We start from the raw sequence: 18,831 nt of genomic DNA, 5'->3' as shown, positions 1-18,831 counted from the left end.
ATGAGTATAAAATTAGTAGCAACGGATATGGACGGCACCTTTTTGGACAGTAAAGGTCAGTTTGAAATGGATCGTCTCAAGCAAGTTTTGACTCGCTTCAAGGAAAAAGGTATGTATTTTGCCGTGGCTAGCGGACGCGGCCTCTTGTCGCTGGAAAAGCTGTTTGAGGAAGTGCGCAATGAGATTATTTTTATTGCTGAAAACGGCAGTTTAGTGGAATTTCACGGCGAGGATCTCTATGAAGCGACCATGCCTCAGGATTTTTATCTCAATGTTTTTGACAAGCTGCAGGAATCTCCCTATGTCAATGTCAATGAGCTGCTTCTAACGGGCAAACGTGCCTGCTATGTCTTGGAGACTGTGGATCCGACCTATCTTTCTTTCAGTGCTCATTATAATGAAAATATTCAAAAAGTAGCTAGCTTGGCTGATATTGACGATGAAATTTTCAAGTTTACGACCAATTTTGCTGAGAACCAAGTCGCAGCAGGTGAGGCTTGGGTCAATGAAAATATCGATGGAGTTAAGGCTATGACGACTGGCTTCAAGTCCATTGACATCGTTTTGGACCATGTCGATAAGGGGGTTGCCATTGTCGAGCTGGCCAAGAAGCTAGACATAGATCTCTCTCAGGTTATGGTCTTTGGTGATAATCTCAATGATTTGCACATGATGCAGGTGGCTGGCTATCCGATTGCGACTGAAAATGCTCGCCCTGAGATTTTAGAAGTCGCCAAGGAAGTCATCGGCCACCATGATGCTCAGTCGGTTATCACTTACATGGAGGGATTATAATGGCAGATATAAAACTGATTGCTCTGGACTTGGATGGGACTCTTCTGAATTCAGACAAGAAGATTTCTGAGCGGAATTTAGCAACTCTAAAAGCAGCTCAGGATAAGGGTGTTAAGGTAGTTTTGACTACTGGTCGTCCCCTTAAGGCCATGGACTTTTTCCTGCATGAGCTGGGGACAGACGGTCGAGAGGATGAGTACACCATTACTTTTAATGGTGGTCTTGTTCAGCGTAACACTGGAGAAATCCTTGATAAAACGGTCTTTTCTTATGATGATGTAGCTCGGATTTATGAGGAAACAGACAAGCTCCACATACCGCTTGATGCTATCTGTGAAGGACTTGTCTATCAGATTCAATCCGATCAAGATTCGCTTTATGCTCAGTTCAATCCTGCTCTGACCTTTGAGCCTGTTGATTTCAGCGACTTATCCAGCCAGCAGACTTACAATAAATGTGTCACTGCTTATGCTCAAGAACCACTGGATGCGGCTATTGAGCAAATCTCTCCAGAATTATTTGAGCGCTATGAAATTTTCAAATCTAGAGAAATGCTGCTGGAGTGGTCCCCTAAAAATGTTCATAAGGCTAATGGCTTGGAGAAACTGATTGCCCATTTAGGCATTGAGAGAAGTCAGGTCATGGCCTGTGGTGATGAAGCCAACGATCTGTCTATGATTGAGTGGGCTGGTCTGGGAGTGGCCATGCAGAATGCAGTAGCCATCGTCAAAGAAACAGCCAATGTGGTAACACCTATGACTAATGATGAGGATGCAGTGGCTTGGGCTATTGAAGAATATGTACTAAAGGAGGATTAGCCGATGGGATTATTTGACCGCCTTTTCGGCCGAAAAAAGCAAGAACCGCCTATCGAAGAAGTTGTAAAGGAAGCATTGGAAAACATTGGCGAGCTTGAAGAAGAAACAGCGCCTGTTCCAGAAGCAGGAGAGAATCTTGAAGCGGAAGCTGTTCAGTCCTATCAGGACGAGCAGCAACTTGATGACCAAATTTCGGATACAAAAGATAGTTTGGCTGATGTTGAAGAGCCAGCATCTCAAGCTATCCAAGAAGAAAGCAAGGAGCCAGAGCATGAAAGAGAAATTATTGCAGAAAATCAAGAAGTGGCTCAAGGAGCAACTCAGACTGAAGAAACTTTAGAAGAGCACCAGCCTGAAAGCAGTGACGAAACGGTAGAAGAAGTTGTTGAACAAGCAAAGCTGTCGGATGAAGCATCATCTCATATTGAGCATGAAGCTGTTTCTCATGACGAGGTGGTAACTGATTCAAATAATGAGGTCGAGCTAGAAATAGAAACTGAACCACTAGCAGAATCAGAACAGGTCGATCAAGCAGATGATGTTGCTGAAGAATCAGAAGCAGCAGCTACAGAAGAGCCTGCAGAACTTCCTCAAGAGGAATCCACTCAGGAAAAATATGACCGCAGCCTAAAGAAGACTCGGACAGGGTTTGGAGCACGGCTCAATGCCTTCTTTGCCAATTTCCGCTCAGTAGATGAAGAGTTCTTCGAAGACTTGGAAGAGCTGCTCATCACTAGTGATGTAGGGGTGCAGGTGGCTTCCAGTCTGACTGAGGAACTACGCTATGAAGCACGTCTGGAAAATGCTAAAAAACCAGCTGCTCTGCGCCAGCTGATTATTGAAAAATTGGTGGACATTTATGAGAAAGATGGCCGCTTTAATGAAAAAATCAATTTCCAAAACGGTTTGACTGTCATGCTCTTTGTTGGGGTCAACGGAGTCGGTAAGACGACCTCTATCGGTAAACTAGCCTATAAGTACAAACAACAAGGCAAGAAAGTCATGTTGGTAGCAGCAGATACATTCCGAGCGGGAGCAGTAGCTCAACTGGCTGAATGGGGTCGTCGTGTAGATGTTCCTGTAGTGACTGGTCCAGAGAAGAGTGATCCTGCCAGCGTAGTCTATGACGGTATGGAGCGTGCTCAGGCAGAGCAGGTTGATGTTCTTATGATTGACACGGCTGGCCGCCTGCAAAATAAGGACAATCTCATGGCAGAGCTGGAGAAAATTGGCCGCATTATTAAGCGGGTGGATCCAGAAGCACCACATGAAACTTTCCTAGCTCTCGATGCTTCAACTGGTCAGAATGCTCTGGTTCAGGCTAAAGAATTTTCTAAAATCACTCCAGTCACAGGAATTGTACTGACGAAGATTGATGGAACAGCTCGAGGTGGGGTTGTACTAGCCATTCGTCAGGAATTGGATATTCCAGTGAAGCTGATTGGCTTTGGAGAAAAGATTGATGATATCGGTGAGTTTAACTCAGAGAACTTTATGAAAGGCCTGCTTGAAGGCTTGGTATAAAACAAAAAACCAGTACGAGTACTGGTTTTTTATGAACAATTTTTAAATTTTATTTGTTTGGAGACCATTGCCAGTCAGCTCCAAATTCTCTAAGGAGTTCAAAGGAAGCATCTGGTCCCATAGAACCGACAGGATACTCATGAAGAGGCACTTCGTTGCTACGCCATAGCTCTTCAATCTGATCAATCAGCTCCCAGCTGGAGCGGACTTCATCCCAGTGGCTGAAGTTGGTTGAGTCATTGTTAAGGACGTCAAAGATTAATTTTTCGTAAGGATCAGGGGAAGCACCACTAGCTGTTGCGTCCGTTCGATAGTCCAGAGAGAGAGGAGCCAAGCTGAAGCGCTCGCCGACCTCTTTGCCATTCATGCTGAGAGAGAAGCCCTCAGTCGGCTGGATATGAATGGTCAGAACATTTGGTGCTAACTCCTCACCAAAGATAGACTCCATCTGCTTAAAGACAATATTAACAAGAGTGCCTTTTGCAGTGAGGCGTTTACCAGTTCGGAAGAAAAATGGAACATCACGGAAACGCTCGCTATTTACGAAGAAAGCTCCTGAAGCAAAGGTTTCAGTCATGGAGTCAGGATTGACATTAGGCTCACTCCGGTAGGAGATGTATTTCTTACCTTTGACCGTGCCAGACTTATATTGACCGCGGATAAAGAAGCGTTTTAAGTCATCTTTGTCGGGCTGTACCAAGCGTTCAAAAACTTTGACTTTCTCTGCCCGAATGTCCTCTTTGCTGAAGCTTTTCGGCTTGTCCATAGCTAAGAGTGACAGGAGCTGCAAGGTATGATTCTGAACCATATCGCGTAGAGCACCGGACTGGTCATAGTAGCCACCACGTTCTTCGACACCTAGCTTTTCTGCAAAGGTAATCTGGACATTGTCAATGTAGTCACGATTCCAGATATTTTCAAAGAGAAGATTGGCAAAGCGGATAGCAAAGATGCTCTGAATCATTTCCTTGCCTAGATAATGGTCAATACGGAAAATCTGCTCTTCATCAAAGGCTGCTAAGAGTTCTTCGTTAAGTTGGCTGGCAGTTGCCAAGTCTGTTCCGAAAGGTTTTTCGACAATCAGACGTTCAAATCCTTTGCCATCTACGATGTTTTCAGACTTGAGGTGTTTGGCAATGGTACCGAAAAATTGGGGTGCCATGGACAGGAAGAAGAGTTTATTGTGCTCAGCTTGGTATTGCTCATTGAGTCGGTTTTGAAGCTTGCGCAGTTCAATGTAGTGCTCGGTATCCTGCACATCATGACTTTGATAGTAGAAGTGACTGGCAAACTCTTGGGCTTGCTCTGGACTGTCAGCTAAATCAGCGATTGCTTCGACAACGACAGACTCAAAATACTCCTTGCTCCAAGGCCGGCGGGCTGTTCCAATGACTGCAAAATGCTTGGAAAGATTGCCAGACTTATAGAGCCTGAAGAGGGATGGATAGAGTTTTCTTTTGGCCAAGTCACCGCTGGCTCCGAAAATTGTTACAATAACTTTTGAAGACATCCTGATACCTATTTTCTAAATGATGTCTCTATTTTATCACAATTTTTCTAAAGATTGTATTCAGAAATTCGGTTTCTGAAAAGGGAGACAAATAGAAAGAAATTGACCGCTGCTTGAAACATATTCAAAGATAAAAAATGAGGCTAAGACACGATTGTGCCAGCCTCGTTTTCTTTATTCAAATACCCGATAAACGTAAGGATTTTCCGGTTTTTCTACCTTATCAAAGCTTTCAACTTCTAGAGTTGGCAGGCTTTGTCCCAGACTTTTATGGTAATGCATGGCAATTTTCCCCTTGGCATGAATCCAGGTATTATTCTCGAAATGCTGGGTATTTCCAGTCGTCAAGAGGCCATAGACACCTGAGTCGGCGATACAATGGATAATACCGAAGCGAAAGAGAAATTGGCTCTTCTGGTCGCTGGGATCATTGTAGACAAATCCGGTGAACTCCAGCGTCTTCCCTACAAACTCGTCGGGATAATCATAGATGACCTCCATGATTTCCATGTAGTTCTCAGTCGTGACCTGAATGGTATCTTGCTTGACATATTTCTTAGCGGCTGCCCGCATTTCTTTTTCGTAAGCCCCTTTGGTAAAGTAGGTGCTAGTGTCCGGCTTCAGGTATTGGCTGGTTGTGCCTTCGTCCTGCTGAATAGCAGATGAAGTTCCCTCAGCCAGCGGGAAATGAAATCCTTTGGCCGAAACGGTTGTCGAATCCAAGGTTACAGTTGGAAAGAAAATTCCCACAAAAAGCGGAATGACTAGGAGTAGCACGCTGCCTAACTTGGCCCAGCGAGTATTTAAATGACTGTGGACCTCCATCTTCTTCATCCAGATGATGAGCTGCACAACTGCCAAGATAAAAGATAGAATCATGGATAGATAGGCCAGATAGGAATAGTGGAGATTGATATATTGATTAAGCTTGCCCGTCAGCTGTAGATACATGGTAATCTCAAAGTAGCCGACTAAGATTAGAAATCGAATCATAGCACCACCCCCACAAGCCAAGAGTAAAGAAAGACGACGACGGTAACCAGGCTGATAAATTGCCAGATAAAGCGTGTCTTAAAGTAGTTTTTCATCATCAGCAGATTCTTGACATCTAGCATAGGCCCAATGACCAAGAAAGCTAAGACTGGCGATAAGCCGAAGCTAGCAATCAAGGAGCTCCCGATGAAAGCATCAGCTTCGCTGCAAAGTGAGAGCAGGAAGGACAGTAGCATGAGTAGGAGAATAGCAACAGCTGGTGTCGAGCTGATGGAGGTCAGGATTCTGGTTGGCACATAGACTTGGACCAGGCTGGCGAAGAGACAGCCAAAGACTAGATAGCGGCCTGTATCGAAAAATTCATCAATAGCTTGAACGAAGACTTGAAAAAGCTTTTGTCCCTTACTGAGATGTGAAAAGTCATGCTCATGAAGAGCCTTGCGATTTTCTTTTTGAATATTGCTGTCTGCAAAGAAGCCCAGAAAAATCCCTAAAAGAACAGCCACGACCATAGAACCTAAAGCACGAAGCAGAGCCATTCGGAAGGAATTACCAAAGGCTGAGTAGGTCGCAAAGAGCACGATGGGGTTGATGACTGGAGCCGTTACCAGAAAAGGCACAGCCGTGTAACTGGGAACTTTCTTTTCAAGAAACCGATTTATAATGGGAACAATTCCGCACTCGCAAGAGGGGAAGACAAAACCAACCAAGCTTCCAAAGAAAATCCGAGCCCATTTGTTCTTGGGTAGGAAACGATAAACCTTGTCTGGCGTGACATACACCTCGATAAAGCCAGAAATGATACTTCCAATCAAGACAAAAGGCAGGGCTTCAATGATAATAGAGAGAAAGATGGCACCAGCTTGCAGGACACTGGCCGGTAGCTGAGAGAAGAAGCTCATTCTTTCTTATCCTTCTCGTTTTTAGATTTTTTCTTGTCTTCCTCAGGGAACTCTACCTTTTCCATCTTGGGCAGGGTCGCAAACTCCTCGAACATCTTGTCCAAATCGTCTGATCTAGTAAATTTAACAGCCATAAAGGCACCTCATTTCTAAAATAATAATTCTATTATACTACCAATTATCAAAAAATGAAATTTTGAAACATAAGAGGTTCTTTGTCGTTAATCTACCCTAAATTTTTTTGTACAAATAGTACTAAATAGTTCTAAAAAGGCCTATCTTTCAAAGCACTTGTGATATAATAGGATTGTTATGGAAAATATAAATATTGAAAAAATTGCCCAGAAATTGGGTCTTAAAGAAAGCCAAGTATCACAAGTCCTAGATCTGACCGCTGAAGGAAATACGATTCCTTTTATTGCTCGTTACCGTAAGGAAATGACAGGAAATCTGGATGAGGTCGAGATTAAGGCAATCATTGACCTAGATAAAAGCATGACTGCCTTGGCAGAACGTAAAGCGACGGTCTTAGCTAAGATTGAGGAGCAGGGAAAATTAACGGATGCTCTTCGCTCTGAGATTGAGTCTGCTGAAAAGCTGGCTGATGTGGAAGAACTTTATCTTCCTTATAAGAAGAAACGCCGTACCAAGGCTACGATTGCGCGTGAAGCAGGTCTCTTTCCTTTGGCCCGCTTCATTCTACAGGATGCGGCTAACTTGCAGGAAGAAGCTGAGAAACTTACTAGTGAAGTCTTTCCAACAGCAGAAGCTGCTCTAGCTGGAGCAGTGGATATTCTGACTGAAGCAATTTCTGAAGACACCAAGTTACGGGCTTGGACCTACCATGAGATGCAGACCAATTCTCTTATCGTGTCCAGTCTCAAAGATGGTGATTTGGATGAAAAGCAGGTCTTCCAGATTTATTATGATTTTTCTGAAAAAGTAGAGACTATGCAAGGCTACAGGACTCTGGCTCTTAATCGTGGTGAGAAGCTAGGTATTCTCAAGGTTGGTTTTGAGCACAATCTCGAGAAGATCCTGCGCTTCTTTGAAGTACGTTTCAAGGTGAAAAATGCCTATATTATCGAAGCTGTCCAGCAAGCAGTCAAAAAGAAAATCATTCCAGCCATGGAGCGCCGTATTCGGACCGAGCTGACTGAGGTGGCTGAGGATGGAGCGATTCAGCTCTTCTCAGATAATCTCCGCCATCTTCTCCTAATCGCTCCTCTCAAAGGTCGCGTAGTACTGGGCTTTGACCCAGCCTTTCGAACAGGGGCTAAGCTGGCTGTTGTTGATGCGACAGGCAAGATGCTGACGACTTATGTTATTTATCCAGTAGCGCCAGCAAAGCCAGCTCAGATTGAAGCATCTAAGAAAGAGTTATCGGAGCTGATTGAGCAGTTTGGCGTGGAAATCATTGCCATCGGAAACGGAACTGCCAGCCGAGAAAGTGAAGCTTTTGTAGCAGAAGTTTTGAAATCCCATCCAACTGTCAGCTATGTCATCGTCAATGAAAGCGGAGCATCTGTCTACTCTGCTAGTGAACTAGCTCGTCATGAATTTCCAGATTTGACTGTTGAAAAGCGCTCAGCTATTTCCATTGCCCGCCGTCTGCAGGATCCTTTAGCAGAGTTGGTTAAGATAGATCCTAAGTCTATCGGGGTTGGTCAGTACCAGCATGATGTCAGCCAGAAAAAGCTGTCTGAAAGTCTGGACTTTGTCGTGGATACCGTGGTCAACCAGGTCGGAGTCAATATCAACACCGCCAGTCCTGCCCTGCTGGCCCATGTAGCTGGTCTCAATAAGACTATTTCAGAAAATATTGTCAAATATCGGGAAACAGAAGGTTTGATTCGGTCTCGTGAAGCCATCAAGAAAGTGCCGCGTCTGGCCGCAAAGGCTTTTGAACAAGCAGCCGGCTTCCTGCGTATTCCTGAAAGTGATAACCTACTAGACAATACAGGCGTTCACCCAGAGTCTTATAAGGCTGTGGAGGAGCTCTTTAAGCGTCTGGAAATCAGCAGTTTGGATGAAGCTGCCCAAGCTAAGTTAAAAGCTGTTCAGACTGCTAGTTTGGCTGCAGAGCTAGGCTTGGGAGAAGAAACCCTCAAAGATATTATTGCTGATTTGCTCAAGCCTGGCCGAGATTTGCGTGATTCCTTTGACGCGCCAGTTCTGCGGCAGGATGTCTTGGATATCAAGGACCTGCGCATCGGTCAAAAGCTGGAAGGGGTCGTCCGCAATGTCGTCGATTTCGGAGCCTTTGTGGATATTGGTATCCACGAAGACGGTCTTATCCATATTTCCAAGCTGAGCACTGACTATATCAAGCATCCTAGTCAGGTCCTATCTGTTGGTGACTTGGTGACCGTCTGGGTGGATAAACTGGATGTGGAGCGGGAGAAGGTCAACCTCTCTCTGATAGCACCAAATGAATCTAACTAACTATGTCAAGCGGGTTTCAGCTGAGGATTTTGGCTGGGAATTCCGCCACCAAGCTTATTGGAACAAGCGTCTCCGCACTACAGGGGGACGCTTCTTTCCTAAAGATGGTCATCTGGATTTCAATCCAAAAATCTATGAAACTTTTGGGTTGGAGACCTTCCGAAAAATTGTTCGCCATGAGCTGGCTCACTATCACCTATATTATCAGGGTAAAGGATACCGCCATGGGGATAGAGATTTTAAAGACCTGCTCAAGCTAGTTGATGGTCTGCGCTACGCCCCCTCATTGTCAGATTCGCAATCCCTTCTCATCTATGAATGTCTGAGCTGCGGAGCACTTATCCGTCGCAGACGCAGAGTCAATCTTCAAAAATACCGTTGCGGACGCTGTATGGGCAAGCTCTGTTTATCAGAGAAAGCTTGATAGATTAGCAAGAGAGTTCCTTGAAGAACTCTCTTTTTTCAAAAGAATGAATTTTCTAAGGTATAATCAGCCTTTGGCCCGATTGTTTTTCTGTGAAATGTGGTAGAATAAAGTAAATATGATCATTGAGGTCTCTATCATGAACGTGAAATTCTATAAGTTGAAAAAGAATCGACTGATTTCCGGTGTCTTGTCCGGTCTGTGTGATAAATTTGATTTTGATCTGAGCCTAGTGCGCTTCCTCTTTATTATCTTTACTGTGGTCAATTTCGGCTTGGGAATTCTCATCTATATCCTGCTAGCTATGGTTATGCCTTATAAAGAAGACATAGAAGAAGAAATGTACGGAACTGGTCCACGCAAACGAAAAGAAGCAGAAGCTATCGAAGACGATAAAGACGGCTGGTTTTGGTAATTCTTAATAAAATAGAAAATTTCGGGATGCACTCCCGATTTTTTACTAGATGAAGAGGAGAGAATGATTTTATGAAAAAGTTTTCAATCATACGGTATGCATTCAAGTTCTTGCTTTATATTATTCTGTCATATATTGTGAGTTTTGGAGGACTTGGTCTTCTAGCTTTTCTCTTTAAGTTTAACTATGGTACTAGTCTGTTAGTGTCTTTTCTAGGGATGATGATTTTTGGCTATGGCTTTTTGAATTTTTTCTTCTTTCTGTTTACACCGCCAATTAGTCAATCTTTGAAAAAAAGTGTTTTGCTACTATCTATTTTCATGCATCCGCTTTTTATTGCAGTTTCTGTTTTCTTTTTGGATAGTTCTTATGAAGATGGTCTAAGTAATGGGATCAATAGCTTTAAAAGCATGATTCCAATATTATTCGTTTGTCTTTTAGTCAATACTTTCTTTTATTTTTTAGCCTTTTCTATCAAAAAGGCACGTGAGCAGCTACATATGGCTAAACAAATGGAAAAGGCTGAGTCCCTTGATTTATCAGATCATTTTGAAGATTAGAAAGGCAGTATTATGAAACAATTTTCTTTATCGGTGTATTTATGGAAATTTTTCCTCTATTTGATTATTAGTTTAATTCTACATATAGTTCTTATTTTTGCAGCGGGCATGGTAGCAGGAGGATATGCTAGCTTCTTTGTTTTCTTTATAGGTATTCTAGCATTTCCATTTGGTTTGTGGAATTTATTCTTTTTCTTGAAAGTATTATCCCCGGAGCAAAGTTCAGAGCGTTTAGTAGGACTTATATCTATCTTATTTCTGCCAGTTCTATGTCTCGTAATTTATGGTTTTGTTGGAGGTTTCCAAATAATTATAAGCTCCCTTCCTAACAGCCTATTTTATATTTTTGGTATGCTAGTTTCAAATACAATCGTGTACTCTATAGCTCATTCAATCAACCTTTCTAACTATAAAAAGCGATCTATATCTCAAATTGAAATAGACTGAACCTTGCAAATTCAACGAAATCCTAAGCATTTATTCAAGGAGGAAATATGACAGAAATTTGGAATGCCTATGACTTAAATCGAAATCAACTCCCTCATCTCTTAGTTCGAGGAGAAAAAATTCCTGAAGGACAGTTTCATCTATGTGTTAATGTCTTGGTTCGCCATCAGGATGGTGATATTTTATTTATGCGGCGGACAGCAAATAAAAGTCTCTATCCTGGCTACTATGAGTTCGGAGCAGGAGGGAGTGTGCTGGCTGGAGAGGATAGTCAGACTGCTGCACTACGTGAATTAAAAGAGGAAACAGGCCTGGTTCCTGACAGCATCAGACTTTTGGAGCAGGTGTGCTCTATCAAAGACCAGTGCCATTTCGACTATTTTGAAGTGGTTGTGTCTGGCGATAAGAGTCAAGTCCGCTATCAGGAAGGCGAAACAGATGCTCATGTCTGGTTGCCTCTGAAAGAGGTCCCAGATTTTGTAGAAAACCATCCATGTTTTAATAACCAAAAGAAAATTCTCAGCAGCCTAATCGATTGATATCGCGGTTGTTTTTCTATTTTCAATAAAAGTTGATTTAAATCAAAATATTTTTTCGTTCTAAAATCAATCTTAAGGATTCTTTTGGGATGAAAATTTGCTATAATAGAAGCAGAAAAATTTGAAGGGAGAAGACAATGTCGGTAAAGGTTAAAGACCTCTTAAAAATATCCCGTCTGTCTCAGGTATGTGGAGACGAAAGTTTACTAGAAAAAGAAATAGCAACCTCTGATATTTCCCGCCCAGGACTTGAAATGACTGGATATTTTGATTTTTATACACCCGAGAGAATACAGCTGATTGGAATGAAGGAATGGTCTTACCTAATGAAAATGACCTCGCATAACCGCCATCAAGTGTTATTGAAAATGTTTCAACCTGAAACACCGGTGGTTATCATTGCTCGAAACTTAGAGATTCCTGAAGAAATGGTTAAGGCAGCTGATGAGAAGCAGATTGCAATTCTCAGAAGTAAAACCTCTACTAGTCGCTTGTCTGGAGAAATTTCCAGCTACCTTGATTCCCGACTGGCTGAGAGAACCAGTGTTCATGGTGTCTTGATGGATATCTATGGCATGGGGGTTCTCATCCAAGGGGACAGCGGAATTGGTAAAAGTGAAACAGGGCTTGAATTGGTTAAGCGTGGCCATCGTTTGGTTGCGGACGACCGAGTGGATATCTATGCTAAGGATGAAATGACACTTTGGGGAGAGCCAGCTGAAATCCTGCGACATCTATTGGAAATTCGTGGTGTTGGTATCATAGATGTTATGAGCTTATACGGAGCCAGTGCAGTTAAAGATTCTTCTCAAGTTCAGATAGCTGTTTATTTGGAGAATTACGATACTCTCAAAACATTTGATCGGCTGGGAAATAATGCTGAAGAGCTGGAGGTTGCCGGTGTCAGAATTCCACGTATTCGGATTCCTGTAAAGACTGGTCGCAATATCTCTGTCGTGATTGAGGCTGCAGCGATGAACTATCGAGCTAAGCAAATGGGCTATGATGCTACAAAGATATTTGAAGAGCGCCTCACCGATTTAATTAGCCGGAATGAGGTGAAACATGATTGATCCAGTAGCTATCCAACTAGGACCTATCAGTATTCGCTGGTATGCTATTTGTATTGTCACAGGCTTAGTTTTAGCCGTTTATCTTGCCATGAAAGAAGCTCCACGTCGGAAGATTATTCCTGATGATATTTTGGATTTTATCCTAGTAGCTTTTCCCGTAGCCATCGTGGGGGCCCGGCTTTATTACGTGGCCTTTGAATGGGATTATTACGGTAAGAATCTGATAAAAATCATTGATTTTTGGAATGGTGGAATAGCAGGTATTGCGATTTACGGTGGGCTGATAGCTGGTGCTATCGTTCTCTATTTCTTCTGTCGGAGAAGGCTGATTCACCCAGTTGATTTTCTAGATATCGCAGCACCAAGTGTGATGATTGCTCAAAGTATTGGGCGCTGGGGAAATTTTGCCAACCATGAGGCCTATGGTGCGGCAGTTAAGAGTTTGGACTATCTGCCTAGCTTTATTCGGGAAAATATGTATATAGAGGGTAGCTACAGACAGCCAACTTTCCTCTATGAATCTGTATGGAACCTAATTGGCTTTATCTTGATTATTGTTCTTCGCCGTCGACCTAAGTTGCTGAGACAGGGAGAAATCGCTGCCTTCTATCTAATTTGGTATGGATTTGGTCGGATGATTATTGAGGGGATGCGGACGGACAGTCTCATGTTTGCTGGTCTGCGTGTTTCCCAATGGCTGTCGCTGATTCTTATTTTTGTTGGAATAGGCATCATCATTTACCAAAGAAAAAAGCAAGCCCCTTATTACCAAGAATAAGAAATAATAGATCCGTTGACTCATTCATAAGAGATGTCAGCGATGAAAGGAGAGAAATATGATAATTGAAATTGCTTATTCTTTACTGGCGGTTGCCCTTATTATCTTCGTGATTTACTTGACGATAACAGTCAAAAATCTGGGCGAAAAAGCTGGTAAGATGCTAGATGAAACAGAAAACACCATCAAGGTCTTGACTTCTGATGTCAACGTGACACTTCACCAAACCAATGATCTGCTGGCCAAGGTCAATGTCTTGACTGACGACATCAATCAAAAAGTTGCAACTATTGATCCTTTGTTTACAGCTGTGGCGGACCTGTCTGAGTCTGTTTCAGATTTAAACGTTCAGGCGCGTACGCTGAGTAAAAAAGCGGTGTCAGCTGGTAAAGGAACCGTCAAAACTACAGCTGGTTTGTCTGCTTTGCGTTTTGCTTCAAAATTGTTTAAAAAATAAGAAAGAAGGTCTACCATGGGAAAATTTTCATCACTATTATTGGGTGCCATTACAGGTGCAGCAGCTGCCTATTTTCTAACCAGTAAGAAAGGAAAGGAAACTACAGATAAGGTTCGGGATTTTGTTAAGGAATACCAAGAAAATCCTGATGATATCCACGAAGCTGTTGTTCAGTCCGCTAAAGATTTTTCAAATCAAGCTGTCAGCGCAATTCAACAAACCAAAGAAAAAGTTGAGAAAGGCGAGATTACAGCTGAAACAGTCATCGAATCTGTCAAAGAAACGACCAAGTCAGTCGTGGACTATTCGCAAGATAGGTTTAACGAAATCAAAGAAAAATTTGATAAAGAAGAAAGCAGCTTTGCTGAGGAAGAACCTGTGATCTTCGAAGAGGAAGAAGAGGAACCTTCAGAAGAAATCATCATTGACTTCGGAGCAGAAGTGACAGAAGGACAAGAAGAAAAGGCTGTTGAAAAAGATAGTCAAGAAGAAAAATAAAGAAGACTAGCAATTTTGCTAGTCTTCTTTGTTAGAATGAAAACTAAACCGAAGAGGTAAAACTTCTTCGGTTTCATTTTAATATTTTAAAATCGTAGAATCACAAGGTTGGTTTATTTGCTAGTTTGGCGTTTTTTTGCGAATAGGCGATAAGATTGAATGCTAATCAGGCTAGAAGCAATGGCTAAAGTGAAGGACATAAATGTATTCATTTTTAAACTCAAGAATAAGAAGCTAAACAAAACTGTCAAGACACAAAAAACAGCAATATTCACGAAGAAAAAGAGTTCACTTAATTTTGGTGAGTAATCCGCTTCAGGGAGGTAATCCTGATAAAGTGGAGTTTGTTCAGATTCAATTTCTTGATAGTAGTAGTCAGTTGGATCGTCATATTGTTGATATTTTCTTACGGGCATAATTCTCTCTCCTTACAGTACCCCTTAATTCTACCATTTTTTGCTTATTCAAAATGTTACAAAAGTGTTACAAAACGAATAAATTCGAATTAAGAACTTCTCCTTTATATTTTTTTGCTATAATGGTTGTATGAAAAAGATAATTATTACAGCAACAGCTGAAAGTATAGAACAAGTTGAGGAACTTTTAGAAGCAAATGTCGATCGAATTTATGTCGGTGAGAAAAATTATGGCCTTCGTTTGCCTCATAATTTTAGTTTAGACGAATTAAATCGAATTTCTGACTTAGTTCACCAAGCAGGAAAAGAGTTGACCGTTGCAGTAAACGCGCTCATGCATCAGGAAATGATGGATAATATTAAGCCCTACCTTGATTTTTTGCAGGAGATTGGGGCAGATTATATTACCGTTGGGGATGCTGGTGTTTTTTATGTGCTGCAGCGAGATAGCTATAAATTAAAGACTATTTACGATGCCTCGACCATGGTTACAAGCAGCCGTCAGATTAACTTTTGGGCTAAGAACGCTGGAGTTTCAGAAGCTGTCCTAGCGCGTGAGATTCCTTCTGCTGAGCTTTTTAAGATGCCAGAAATTCTGGAAATTCCTGCTGAAGTCTTGGTTTACGGAGCTAGTGTCATCCATCACTCCAAGCGTCCTCTTTTGCAGAATTACTATAATTTCACTCATATCGATGATGAAAAGACACGGGAACGAGATCTTTTTCTGGCAGAACCAAGCGATCCGCAGAGCCATTACTCGATTTTTGAGGACAATCATGGTACTCATATTTTTGCCAATAATGACTTGGATTTGATGACCAAGCTGATAGAATTGGTTGACCATGGCTTCTGCAACTGGAAGTTGGAAGGTCTCTACACACCTGGTCACAACTTTGTCGAGATTGCAAAGATTTTTGTAGAGGCGAGAGATTTGATTGAAGCAGGCAAGTTTAGCTCAGACCATGCCTTTGTGCTGGATGAGGCGATTCATAAACTGCATCCGAAAAATCGTTTTCTTGATACAGGATTTTATGACTATGACCCTGATATGGTAAAATAAATTTAGAAACGAGAACTCTTTTTAGGAGTTCTTTTTTGTGAACAAAAATGAGATTTATAAAACATGAGTAAAAAATAAATGCTTCAAACTATTTTTTTGAATTAATTCGAATAATCTAAAAATTAGAATTGTGAAAATAATTCAAAGAACCTTGCTTTTAGGGGTAAATTACTATAAAATAATAAGGATTAGACATCAACACTTTTATATTGCAAATAGGAGAAAATGATGGCAAGAAAGTTAAAACGACCAGAGGTGTTGTCACCTGCTGGTACTTTGGAAAAGCTAAAAGTAGCTGTTCGATATGGAGCAGATGCTGTTTTTATTGGCGGACAAGCCTATGGTCTGCGCAGCCGGGCTGGGAACTTTACCTTTGAACAGATGGAAGAAGGGGTTCAGTTTGCGGCTAGTTATGGTGCCAAGGTCTATGTCGCGGCCAATATGGTCATGCACGAGGGGAATGAAGAGGGAGCTGGTGAGTGGTTCCGCCGTTTGCGGGACATTGGGATTGCGGCTGTCATTGTTTCAGATCCGGCTTTGATTGCTATTGCAGCATCAGAAGCATCTGGTCTGGAAATCCACCTGTCAACTCAGGCTAGTGCGACCAACTATGAAACGCTGGAGTTCTGGAAAAATCTAGGACTGACTCGTGTTGTCCTAGCTCGCGAAGTTTCTATGGCTGAGCTGGCTGAAATTCGCCGACGGACTGACGTTGAAATAGAAGCCTTTGTTCATGGAGCGATGTGTATTTCCTACTCTGGACGCTGTACATTATCCAACCATATGAGTATGCGCGATGCCAATCGTGGAGGCTGCTCGCAATCCTGCCGTTGGAAATACGACCTCTACGACATGCCTTTTGGTCAAGAACGTAAGAGCTTGAAGGGTGAAGTTCCAGAAGAATTTTCTATGTCCGCAGTTGATATGTCCATGATTGACCGCATACCAGACATGATTGAAAATGGAGTGGATAGCTTGAAGATTGAGGGACGGATGAAGTCCATTCATTATGTTTCCACTGTGACTAACTGCTATAAAGCAGCAGTGAACGCTTATCTAGAAAGTCCTGAAAAGTTTGAAGCTATCAAGCAGGACTTGGTTGATGAGATGTGGAAGGTTGCTCAACGCGAATTGGCAACGGGATTCTACTATCATACTCCAACTGAGAATGAGCAGCTTTTCGGAGCGCGACGCAAGATTCCGGAATACAAATTTGTAGCAGAAGTAGTAGCTTATGACGCAGATAGTCAGACAGCGACTATCCGTCAGCGAAATGTTATCCATGAAGGAGATCAGGTTGAGTTTTATGGACCGGGCTTTCGTCATTTTGAAACCTTTGTAACAGATCTTCGTGATGCTGATGGTAACAAAATTGATCGAGCTCCTAATCCGATGGAGCTTCTGACCATTCACTTGGAGCAGCCTGTAGAGGCTGGCGATATGGTGCGGGCTCGAAAGGAAGGCTTGATTAATCTATACAAGGAAGATGGCACTAGCGTGACCGTCCGAGCTTAATCTTATATTCATAGGTGGCTTTTTAAAATCTAAAAGCCATTTTTATGAATAGAGGTTATCAGAGAGGAAATAGCATGATTCAGGTTTACGGAGATATTCTTGATGAGGAGACTCGCTGCCAGCATTATCACAGTGAGAGAGATGTCATAGCTCTTAAGTGCTTTGCTTGTCAGAAATACTATCCTTGTTTTCTCTGTCATGACCGCTACGAAGACCATGCTTTTCTGGCCTATCCTATGAGTCGGTCAAAAGATCGAGTAGTTCTCTGTGGTCATTGCAGGACGGAGCTGACTATTTCTCAGTACCTTGGCTGTGAGGATGCCTGCCCTTTCTGTGCTCATCCTTTTAATCCAGAATGCAAGAAGCATCGTTCAATTTATTTTCAGATAAACAAATAACTCTTCCATCCAGCTGGATAGAAGAGTTATCTTTTGAAACGACGGTTAGTGATGCGAATGTCTTTCTTTTGGGCTTCACGGATATTATTGGGGACGAGGCTGATTCGCTTGATGTCCTGCACGCGGATAATAGTGGTCATACTTTTCTTGAAATTTTTGATAATCAGCTGCTGGCGCTCGCGATCGTATTTAACAATATCGCCAGTGAAGCTTTTATCCAGAAAGATAACGTGGACACCAGATTGTTTTCGCAGAGCTAGCTCGATGGTACGCAGAATGCGGCCGCTGTCCTCTGGTCCTTGTTCATTCTTTTTGCCACTGATAAATTCGTTGGCTCTTTGTAAAATCATTTCGAGATATTTTTTCATAGCTAAAATCTCCATAACTTGTTACAATATATTATATAACAAAATTCCCTAAATTGAAAATTCTTTTACGAATTATTAGTTGGAAAATAAAACAAGAGGTGAAATATGGCTGAATTTACATTCGAAATCGAAGAAAAACTTCTGGTCCTATCTGAAAATGACAAGGGCTGGACTAAGGAGCTTAATCGCGTTAGCTTTAATGGAGCACCAGCTAAGTATGATATTCGGACTTGGAGTCCAGACCACAGCAAAATGGGCAAGGGAATTACACTTTCTAATGAAGAATTCCAAGTTCTCGTGGATGCATTTAAAAACTGATAGAGAAAGCTCTATCAGTTTTTTCTATTTCTCTGAAAAGTAGGGATGAAATTTCAGACTCTTAAAAATAGGAATGCTGATGATGGTGATGACAACCATTTTTAGCAAATCAGGCAGGATAAAAGGAGTTAGTCCAACCGCGACCGACTTAGAGAAATCAAATCCTCCCAAGAAATGCAGTCCTAAGATACCACCGACAAAGACGAGAGCATCACCCAATACATTGGCTATAAAAACCATATAGAAAGGACTGTCCTTATGGGTCAGACTGGATGTCACAAAGGCAAAGAGTAAGTAGAACCAGAGATAGCCGGCGCTAGGGCCAAAGAGAGCCTGGAAACCACCACTTCCTCCAGCAAAGACCGGTAGGCCGATAGCTCCCAGCAGCAGATAAATAAAGACTGACAAAACTGCTTCGCGAGGTTTGAAAATCGTTGCAATCAAACCGACAGCAAAAGTCTGCAGCGTGATGGGAACGGGGCCAATGGAAATAGTTAATTGGGATAGGACAGCTAGGAAGGCAGCTCCGATAGCTGGGAGGGCAAGAAGAAATGCTTTGTTCTTGTTCATAAATAGTA

General features: G+C 42.2%; 24 protein-coding genes. 17 read left to right on the top strand and 7 right to left on the bottom strand.

What is annotated here, in order from left to right; genetic code table 11:
- The 3 genes from AX677_RS00210 to ftsY are packed head-to-tail and all read left to right on the top strand — an operon-like array spanning position 1 to position 3,137.
- Positions 1-795: a Cof-type HAD-IIB family hydrolase gene (locus AX677_RS00210; protein ID WP_060975752.1), complete on the top strand. Its 795-nt coding sequence runs from the start codon at positions 1-3 to the stop codon at positions 793-795.
- Positions 795-1,613, top strand: coding sequence for a Cof-type HAD-IIB family hydrolase (locus tag AX677_RS00205; protein WP_060975751.1), 819 nt, complete (start codon positions 795-797; stop codon positions 1,611-1,613). Before AX677_RS00210 ends, AX677_RS00205 begins: the two co-directional genes overlap by 1 nt.
- A gap of 3 nt (positions 1,614-1,616) precedes the next feature.
- Positions 1,617-3,137 (top strand): signal recognition particle-docking protein FtsY, encoded by a 1,521-nt coding sequence (gene ftsY / locus AX677_RS00200; protein ID WP_060975750.1) that lies wholly within the window; start codon positions 1,617-1,619, stop codon positions 3,135-3,137.
- A gap of 49 nt (positions 3,138-3,186) precedes the next feature.
- Here the strand turns inward: ftsY and zwf are convergent, their stop codons facing one another.
- The 4 genes from zwf to AX677_RS08860 form a co-directional block, all read right to left on the bottom strand.
- Positions 3,187-4,647, bottom strand: coding sequence for a glucose-6-phosphate dehydrogenase (gene zwf / locus AX677_RS00195; RefSeq protein ID WP_060975749.1), 1,461 nt, complete (start codon positions 4,645-4,647; stop codon positions 3,187-3,189).
- A 174-nt stretch (positions 4,648-4,821) separates the two neighbouring features.
- On the bottom strand, positions 4,822-5,640 hold the full coding sequence (locus AX677_RS00190; RefSeq protein ID WP_060975748.1) for a TIGR03943 family protein: 819 nt from the start codon (positions 5,638-5,640) through the stop codon (positions 4,822-4,824).
- The gene (locus AX677_RS00185; RefSeq protein ID WP_002903147.1) at positions 5,637-6,542 is read right to left on the bottom strand and encodes a permease; all 906 of its coding nucleotides are present in this window, start codon (positions 6,540-6,542) and stop codon (positions 5,637-5,639) included. Before AX677_RS00185 ends, AX677_RS00190 begins: the two co-directional genes overlap by 4 nt.
- On the bottom strand, positions 6,539-6,676 hold the full coding sequence (locus AX677_RS08860) for an SPJ_0845 family protein (RefSeq protein WP_002897213.1): 138 nt from the start codon (positions 6,674-6,676) through the stop codon (positions 6,539-6,541). The genes AX677_RS00185 and AX677_RS08860 overlap by 4 nt, the downstream gene beginning before the upstream one ends.
- 178 nt (positions 6,677-6,854) lie before the next feature.
- Here AX677_RS08860 and AX677_RS00180 point away from each other — a divergent pair, with 178 nt between their 5' ends.
- From AX677_RS00180 to AX677_RS00135, 10 genes are all read left to right on the top strand, one after another.
- Positions 6,855-8,987, top strand: coding sequence for a Tex family protein (locus AX677_RS00180; protein WP_060975747.1), 2,133 nt, complete (start codon positions 6,855-6,857; stop codon positions 8,985-8,987).
- Complete coding sequence (locus AX677_RS00175) at positions 8,974-9,411, top strand: SprT family protein (RefSeq protein ID WP_004192856.1); 438 nt, start codon at positions 8,974-8,976, stop codon at positions 9,409-9,411. Before AX677_RS00180 ends, AX677_RS00175 begins: the two co-directional genes overlap by 14 nt.
- A 139-nt stretch (positions 9,412-9,550) precedes the next feature.
- Positions 9,551-9,826, top strand: a complete 276-nt coding sequence (locus tag AX677_RS00170) for a PspC domain-containing protein (RefSeq protein ID WP_032907817.1) — start codon at positions 9,551-9,553, stop codon at positions 9,824-9,826.
- A gap of 71 nt (positions 9,827-9,897) precedes the next feature.
- On the top strand, positions 9,898-10,386 hold the full coding sequence (locus AX677_RS00165) for a hypothetical protein (protein WP_060975746.1): 489 nt from the start codon (positions 9,898-9,900) through the stop codon (positions 10,384-10,386).
- Positions 10,387-10,398: 12 nt separating this feature from the next.
- Entirely contained in the window at positions 10,399-10,833 is a 435-nt protein-coding gene (locus AX677_RS00160) for a hypothetical protein (RefSeq protein ID WP_060975745.1), read from the top strand.
- 47 nt (positions 10,834-10,880) lie between these two features.
- Positions 10,881-11,372, top strand: a complete 492-nt coding sequence (locus AX677_RS00155) for an NUDIX domain-containing protein (RefSeq protein ID WP_060975744.1) — start codon at positions 10,881-10,883, stop codon at positions 11,370-11,372.
- 137 nt (positions 11,373-11,509) lie between these two features.
- Positions 11,510-12,445, top strand: coding sequence for an HPr(Ser) kinase/phosphatase (gene hprK, locus AX677_RS00150; protein ID WP_060975743.1), 936 nt, complete (start codon positions 11,510-11,512; stop codon positions 12,443-12,445).
- Complete coding sequence (gene lgt, locus AX677_RS00145; protein WP_002909314.1) at positions 12,438-13,223, top strand: prolipoprotein diacylglyceryl transferase; 786 nt, start codon at positions 12,438-12,440, stop codon at positions 13,221-13,223. The genes hprK and lgt overlap by 8 nt, the downstream gene beginning before the upstream one ends.
- Positions 13,224-13,281: 58 nt before the next feature.
- Complete coding sequence (locus AX677_RS00140; protein WP_049553294.1) at positions 13,282-13,680, top strand: DUF948 domain-containing protein; 399 nt, start codon at positions 13,282-13,284, stop codon at positions 13,678-13,680.
- Between the two features lie 15 nt (positions 13,681-13,695).
- Positions 13,696-14,178: a YtxH domain-containing protein gene (locus AX677_RS00135; RefSeq protein WP_004192831.1), complete on the top strand. Its 483-nt coding sequence runs from the start codon at positions 13,696-13,698 to the stop codon at positions 14,176-14,178.
- Positions 14,179-14,291: 113 nt separating this feature from the next.
- Here AX677_RS00135 and AX677_RS00130 read toward each other — a convergent pair whose 3' ends face one another.
- Entirely contained in the window at positions 14,292-14,594 is a 303-nt protein-coding gene (locus tag AX677_RS00130; protein WP_004192830.1) for a DUF3270 domain-containing protein, read from the bottom strand.
- A gap of 130 nt (positions 14,595-14,724) precedes the next feature.
- On the opposite strand from AX677_RS00130, the gene AX677_RS00125 reads away from it, so the two are divergent.
- The 3 genes from AX677_RS00125 to AX677_RS00115 all read left to right on the top strand — a co-directional run bounded on the left by AX677_RS00125 (position 14,725) and on the right by AX677_RS00115 (position 17,567).
- The gene (locus AX677_RS00125) at positions 14,725-15,654 is read left to right on the top strand and encodes a peptidase U32 family protein (RefSeq protein WP_060975742.1); all 930 of its coding nucleotides are present in this window, start codon (positions 14,725-14,727) and stop codon (positions 15,652-15,654) included.
- Between the two features lie 228 nt (positions 15,655-15,882).
- Positions 15,883-17,169: a U32 family peptidase gene (locus tag AX677_RS00120; protein WP_060975741.1), complete on the top strand. Its 1,287-nt coding sequence runs from the start codon at positions 15,883-15,885 to the stop codon at positions 17,167-17,169.
- 74 nt (positions 17,170-17,243) lie between these two features.
- On the top strand, positions 17,244-17,567 hold the full coding sequence (locus tag AX677_RS00115) for a CHY zinc finger protein (protein WP_060975740.1): 324 nt from the start codon (positions 17,244-17,246) through the stop codon (positions 17,565-17,567).
- Positions 17,568-17,593: 26 nt separating this feature from the next.
- Here AX677_RS00115 and AX677_RS00110 read toward each other — a convergent pair whose 3' ends face one another.
- Positions 17,594-17,950: a hypothetical protein gene (locus tag AX677_RS00110; protein ID WP_002897226.1), complete on the bottom strand. Its 357-nt coding sequence runs from the start codon at positions 17,948-17,950 to the stop codon at positions 17,594-17,596.
- A 90-nt stretch (positions 17,951-18,040) separates the two neighbouring features.
- Here AX677_RS00110 and AX677_RS00105 point away from each other — a divergent pair, with 90 nt between their 5' ends.
- Positions 18,041-18,253, top strand: a complete 213-nt coding sequence (locus tag AX677_RS00105; RefSeq protein ID WP_002897227.1) for a YdbC family protein — start codon at positions 18,041-18,043, stop codon at positions 18,251-18,253.
- A 24-nt stretch (positions 18,254-18,277) separates the two neighbouring features.
- On the opposite strand, the gene AX677_RS00100 is transcribed toward AX677_RS00105, so the two are convergent.
- Positions 18,278-18,823 (bottom strand): biotin transporter BioY, encoded by a 546-nt coding sequence (locus AX677_RS00100; RefSeq protein WP_049547906.1) that lies wholly within the window; start codon positions 18,821-18,823, stop codon positions 18,278-18,280.
- Positions 18,824-18,831: the final 8 nt, after the last annotated feature.

It is taken from the genome of Streptococcus sp. CCH8-C6 (assembly GCF_001557225.1).
In the GTDB taxonomy this organism is placed as follows: domain Bacteria; phylum Bacillota; class Bacilli; order Lactobacillales; family Streptococcaceae; genus Streptococcus; species Streptococcus sanguinis_C.
Note: the sequence above shows the minus strand (reverse complement) of the source record. Positions and strands in the feature narration are given on the sequence as shown.